At 57.7% G+C, this 4,752-nt stretch carries 5 protein-coding genes; all 5 read left to right on the forward strand.

The features are described from left to right. Positions 1-508 precede the first annotated feature (508 nt). The 5 genes from ACYVGK_RS17700 (at position 509) to ACYVGK_RS17720 (ending at position 4,187) form a co-directional block, all read left to right on the forward strand. Positions 509-865: a hypothetical protein gene (locus ACYVGK_RS17700; protein ID WP_460736155.1), complete on the forward strand. Its 357-nt coding sequence runs from the start codon at positions 509-511 to the stop codon at positions 863-865. A gap of 75 nt (positions 866-940) precedes the next feature. After that, entirely contained in the window at positions 941-1,324 is a 384-nt protein-coding gene (locus ACYVGK_RS17705; protein ID WP_460736157.1) for a hypothetical protein, read from the forward strand. Between the two features lie 543 nt (positions 1,325-1,867). Further along, positions 1,868-2,242 carry a hypothetical protein gene (locus ACYVGK_RS17710; protein ID WP_460736159.1) on the forward strand — a complete coding sequence of 125 codons (375 nt, stop codon included), beginning with the start codon at positions 1,868-1,870 and terminating at the stop codon, positions 2,240-2,242. Positions 2,243-2,821: 579 nt separating this feature from the next. After that, positions 2,822-3,196, forward strand: a complete 375-nt coding sequence (locus tag ACYVGK_RS17715) for a hypothetical protein (RefSeq protein ID WP_460736161.1) — start codon at positions 2,822-2,824, stop codon at positions 3,194-3,196. A 691-nt stretch (positions 3,197-3,887) separates the two neighbouring features. Then, positions 3,888-4,187: a DUF705 domain-containing protein gene (locus ACYVGK_RS17720; RefSeq protein WP_460736163.1), complete on the forward strand. Its 300-nt coding sequence runs from the start codon at positions 3,888-3,890 to the stop codon at positions 4,185-4,187. The last annotated feature ends 565 nt before the right edge of the window (positions 4,188-4,752 follow it).

Here is a 4,752-nt window from a genome sequence, read left to right on the forward strand (position 1 = left end):
TAGCATGGCGCCTAACAATTCATTCAAGCCGAAGCCGCTTCGCGGCTCGGCTTAATTCAGGCGTTAGGGGGCACATGAGAGTTCAAATGTTCATACTTGCAACCGCTCTAGCGGCTTCGCTTCCTGCGTCTGCGGACCAAGTGCGCTTCACCGGAAAAACCACCGCGGACCAGACGCTCCTCGTGGACACACTCAACACCGTCGCGCGCCTCGGGCCTGCTCGCTTCAACTGCCCTACGGTTGAGGCCATACAGGTACAGGTACTTCCTGAGTCGTTCACTCCCCCAGGCAAGAACAACCCCGAAGGATCTAACCCAACCACCTATGAGCGTTGGGATGCCACCTTCTGCGGAAAGGTCGTGCCGCTGCTCATCGCATTCTGGCCGGCTACCGAGGGAGGCATGATGTTTCGTGTCGGGCTCCCCTTCCCAACTTCCCCGGATGCCCCCTAACAATTCATTCAAGCCGAAGCCGCTTCGCGGCTCGGCTTAATTCAGGCGTTAGGCCTATGAGAAACATTGTCGCGTTTGCAGCAGCACTCTTTGTTTCCTCGTTCGCTTCTGCGCAACCGGCTCATGCATGTGAGCCGGTTGACCCAACGGTTCGCATCTACGGTCCCGAGCTGACTATCGCGCAACTTGAAAAAATCGGGCTAGAGCTTGTCGCTGACAACCCCACGATTCCCCAAGTTGCATTTGGCATGGGCAATCGCAACTGGGAACGTCTAAAAGCCCAGTACACACCAGGGGACGTCTTCAAGGCCTTCGATGGACCTCGCTGGAGTGATGGCACTCCAATCGCCGGCGGCTATATCCTACTTCGGGGCTCGTGTGTCGTCGGCCAAATTGCAACCTGGCGGGCATAGGCCTAACAATTCATTCAAGCCGAAGCCGCTTCGCGGCTCGGCTTAATTCAGGCGTTAGGCGGCATGGAGAGTTCGATGCGCTTTCTGATGACCACCTTTCTAGCTCTCGCAGCTAGCACTTCCTGGGCCGCCGTACCCGCCCAGGCAGAACGACCACCCGACCTCAACTGCGACGTCGGCCCGCTGCACAAGACCTACGGGAAGACCGCATGGCTCGTGTATGCATGCAATGACTCGCGCTCTGTCGTTATTGTCTCGGACAAGGGCAATCCTGCCCTGCCTTTCTACTTCATTCTGTACGTCAAGCCCGACGGGGACATGCAATTGCACGGTGAAGGCACTGGCAAGAAATCTGCCACTCAGGCTGCATTCGACGAGATTAAAACACTCACGCAAACTGACGTTGCTGGGCTGGTAGCGCAAGCTCAGGCCGTTCAAGCGGGTGGCACTGCAAAGTGATCGGCTTGCCGCCTAACAATTCATTCAAGCCGAAGCCGCTTCGCGGCTCGGCTTAATTCAGGCGTTAGGGCTCACACCCAATGAAATGGATAGCTGTTGCATTTTGCATCCTCCTCCTCGGTTGCACTCCAAACAGTCAGTCCGCCGACTCGCCGGTTGTGGTTAAGACCACAATCCCATCAATCATCTCGTCGCCGTCACGATTCGATGGCCGTGTCGTTTCGGTAGATGGATGTCTAGTAGTAGGCGTCCACTCCGTCACTCTTCACGACTGCTCCGACATGAGCGGTCCTGGACTCCACTTCGTAGTTAATCGTCCAGAGCTTCATGGTGACATCGCCACTGCCATGGAGTTCCACCTTCCCCGGCGGGTAGTTAGGGCCAACTTCGCCGGGACGTTTACGGTGGCGGGCGATGGCCGTAATACACTCGTCCACCAATGGCTCACCGGGCTGACCGTCAGTGAGCCCTAACAATTCATTCAAGCCGAAGCCGCTTCGCGGCTCGGCTTAATTCAGGCGTTAGGCCCAAGATCATTCCCCCGTGAAGTTCAAGCTAATCAAGTCCATGGCTCACAACTGGACCCACTCTTTCATGAGCGCCATGAATTACATCGATGGCGATTTTGTGGCCGGGGACATGTACCAGCTTGCGCGCGACCGGAAGGGTCAAAAGGTCACAATCACCTGGATACCTGAACGTCCAGAGGAGCTTTTTGCACTAACGCCTCGCGTACGGGAGTCTCTCAAGCACTACCGTAAGACCCTGCCCGAACACCTCAGCCGACACAAGGTCGATCCCTCCGCCATCTCGGAGATGCGCACAGAGGTCTATATGGCTGACAATCACCGCATGTACGTGCGGTCCTACGTTCTAGACAGCCGTGGCAAAGAGCATGTTCAGTTCGTTTGGGCCTAACAATTCATTCAAGCCGAAGCCGCTTCGCGGCTCGGCTTAATTCAGGCGTTAGGCGCGACATGATTAACTCAGCTCGGTGCACATTCCAAGGCTCATTTCCCGAGACACGGCCGCATCGTGCAGAGGGTCGCCCATTTGCAGAAGCGCTCGCTGCTGCTTTCGCACTTGGCTCCAAGTTCGATCTTTGGAAAGATTGCGGCTGGATTGTTTTCGCCCCTCTCGCAGGATGCGAGGTCAACGTCTTCCTCGCCCGCTACACTCCTGCTAGCTCATGGGAGCTGACCATAGCCATCCAAGACGGACGTTCTTTCTTGGATCGCCTTCTGCGCCGCGCTCCTGAGTCACACCAAGAGGCAGTACAGATTGCGGCTTTTGTGGTGCATCAGCTCCTGACAGACCAACCAGGGGTATCAGACGTACGCTGGTCCTTCACCGGCGATCCTCGCAAGGCTGGCGTCTCTAGTCCGGAACAGCTTCAATGGCCACGGGCCGCCACCGGTAATGTGGGGCGCGCCTAACAATTCATTCAAGCCGAAGCCGCTTCGCGGCTCGGCTTAATTCAGGCGTTAGGGCCCATAGATGATTTTCCATTTCGACCTAAAAGCCATTGGTCTCGGTGCGCTGGCCTTCATCGCTGGCTATATCGCCTTCGTGCTTGTGGCTGCGGCGATCGTCGGTGCCTCAGGCTCGCCCGCCGGATGGCTGGGGCTTCCATTGATTCTTCTAGGGGCCTTCCTACCCGCGGCATTGGCTGGTTTTGCTGGCTCCTACTTTGCAAAAACCCGCTTTGTATTCCATGGCCTCCTTGCAGGTTGCATTTGCGTCGTTGTGGCCTTTTATCGCACCGTTGTTTCCAGCCCGCATGGCGGCAGCAAAGGCCTGCTCGTAGCTTTGCTGGCGGTTTGGCTGGGGACCATTGTCGGCAGCTTCGTGCGCCGCCGGCGTGGGCCCTAACAATTCATTCAAGCCGAAGCCGCTTCGCGGCTCGGCTTAATTCAGGCGTTAGGTGCCGCAATGCAGCTCCAAGAACTCGATGTAGTTCGGCTTATTTCCCCACTACCTGAGGGTCGGGTTGACCCTGCGATCGGAAATGCCGCGGAACCTCAGGCTGGAGATGTGGGCACCGTCGTTATCGTGCACATCGTACCCTCCGGGCAGGAACCCGCTTTCCTCGTTGAGTGTGTCGGGCCACAGGGCGAAACTCGCTGGCTAGCGGATGTTCTTCAATCGGAGCTAGAGCTGGTGTCCTCCGGTTACTCGGGCGGCACCTAACAATTCATTCAAGCCGAAGCCGCTTCGCGGCTCGGCTTAATTCAGGCGTTATGCGTGGCCAAAAGACTGGCGATGCGCGCCGACACCGAAGCGCTGCGGGTAAAGCTCGCAAAGCCTGCACTCGATTTATCTCGCTCGCGCCGCTGGGCTTCCGGTCACACGGCTGGATTCAACCTGGCGGCGCCTCCGGCGCCGGATGAGCAAGCGCCGGCCACTCATTCGCCCTGCTTCCATCCAGTGATTGCCGCATCCCGATTGTCCCGGGCTAAGATCGCTTCAGCGTCCACGGCTCCCTACTGCCCTGGGCTGCATAACAATTCATTCAAGCCGAAGCCGCTTCGCGGCTCGGCTTAATTCAGGCGTTAGGCGTCTTATGAAACAACGCGTCATATTCGTAGATGTGGATGACACGCTCATCCGGTCCGTTGGGACAAAGCGCATCCCCATGCCCCCCGTTGTGGCGCGGGTTCGCGCACTCCATCAGCAGGGCGACGCCCTGTATTTGTGGAGCTCCGGCGGTGCGGAGTACGCTCGCGCGTCGGCGGTCGAACTGGGCATAGAAGATTGTTTTATTGCCTTCCTGCCCAAGCCAGATGTGTACCTGGATGATCAGCCAGTCCACGAGTGGCGTTACTGTCAGCACGTGCTTCCGGGCAATGCGGGCGACGCCTAACAATTCATTCAAGCCGAAGCCGCTTCGCGGCTCGGCTTAACTCAGGCGTTAGGCCGCACTAGAGAGATCATGACAGTCCAAGATGCATGCCACGTCGCTAGGCAAATAGTGTCCGGATTCCGGGGCAGCCTCGATGATGAGACTGTTCTTAGGCTGGCGCTTGAGGGGCTAATCAATGTTGAGGATGCCCGCCTCGGAGATGGGGCCGCTGATGTAGCGGTGGCGCATATAGCCGAGTGCACCGATTGCCAAAGATGGCTGGACGATCTGTTTCCAGATCGTTCAGAGCATCGGGAGCGCCTAGGCAAGTATTGCTGCGCCCACATGTTCGACGCCGTAGCCAACCCCAACGCACAGGTTCGCTTTTCGTTCTCGTGGCTTCGGGGTGAGGATCCCTGCTGGTGTATCAACGAGCAGCATGCTTTTGCGCAGTTCTGCCCATGGTGCGCCAAGGCGCTTCCAAGCCAGGCATTCGAGTAGGCCCTACCTCGTGGTGCGGCCTAACAATTCATTCAAGCCGAAGCCGCTTCGCGGCTCGGCTTAATTCAGGCGTTAGGCGCACGTG

The sequence above is a fragment of the Lysobacter tyrosinilyticus genome (assembly GCF_054779815.1).

Coding starts and splice junctions, on each gene's coding strand:
- ACYVGK_RS17700 (WP_460736155.1), top strand. CDS start 509: ATGAGAAACATTGTCGCGTTTGCAGCAGCACTCTTTGTTTCCTCGTTC.
- ACYVGK_RS17705 (WP_460736157.1), top strand. CDS start 941: ATGCGCTTTCTGATGACCACCTTTCTAGCTCTCGCAGCTAGCACTTCC.
- ACYVGK_RS17715 (WP_460736161.1), top strand. CDS start 2,822: ATGATTTTCCATTTCGACCTAAAAGCCATTGGTCTCGGTGCGCTGGCC.
- ACYVGK_RS17720 (WP_460736163.1), top strand. CDS start 3,888: ATGAAACAACGCGTCATATTCGTAGATGTGGATGACACGCTCATCCGG.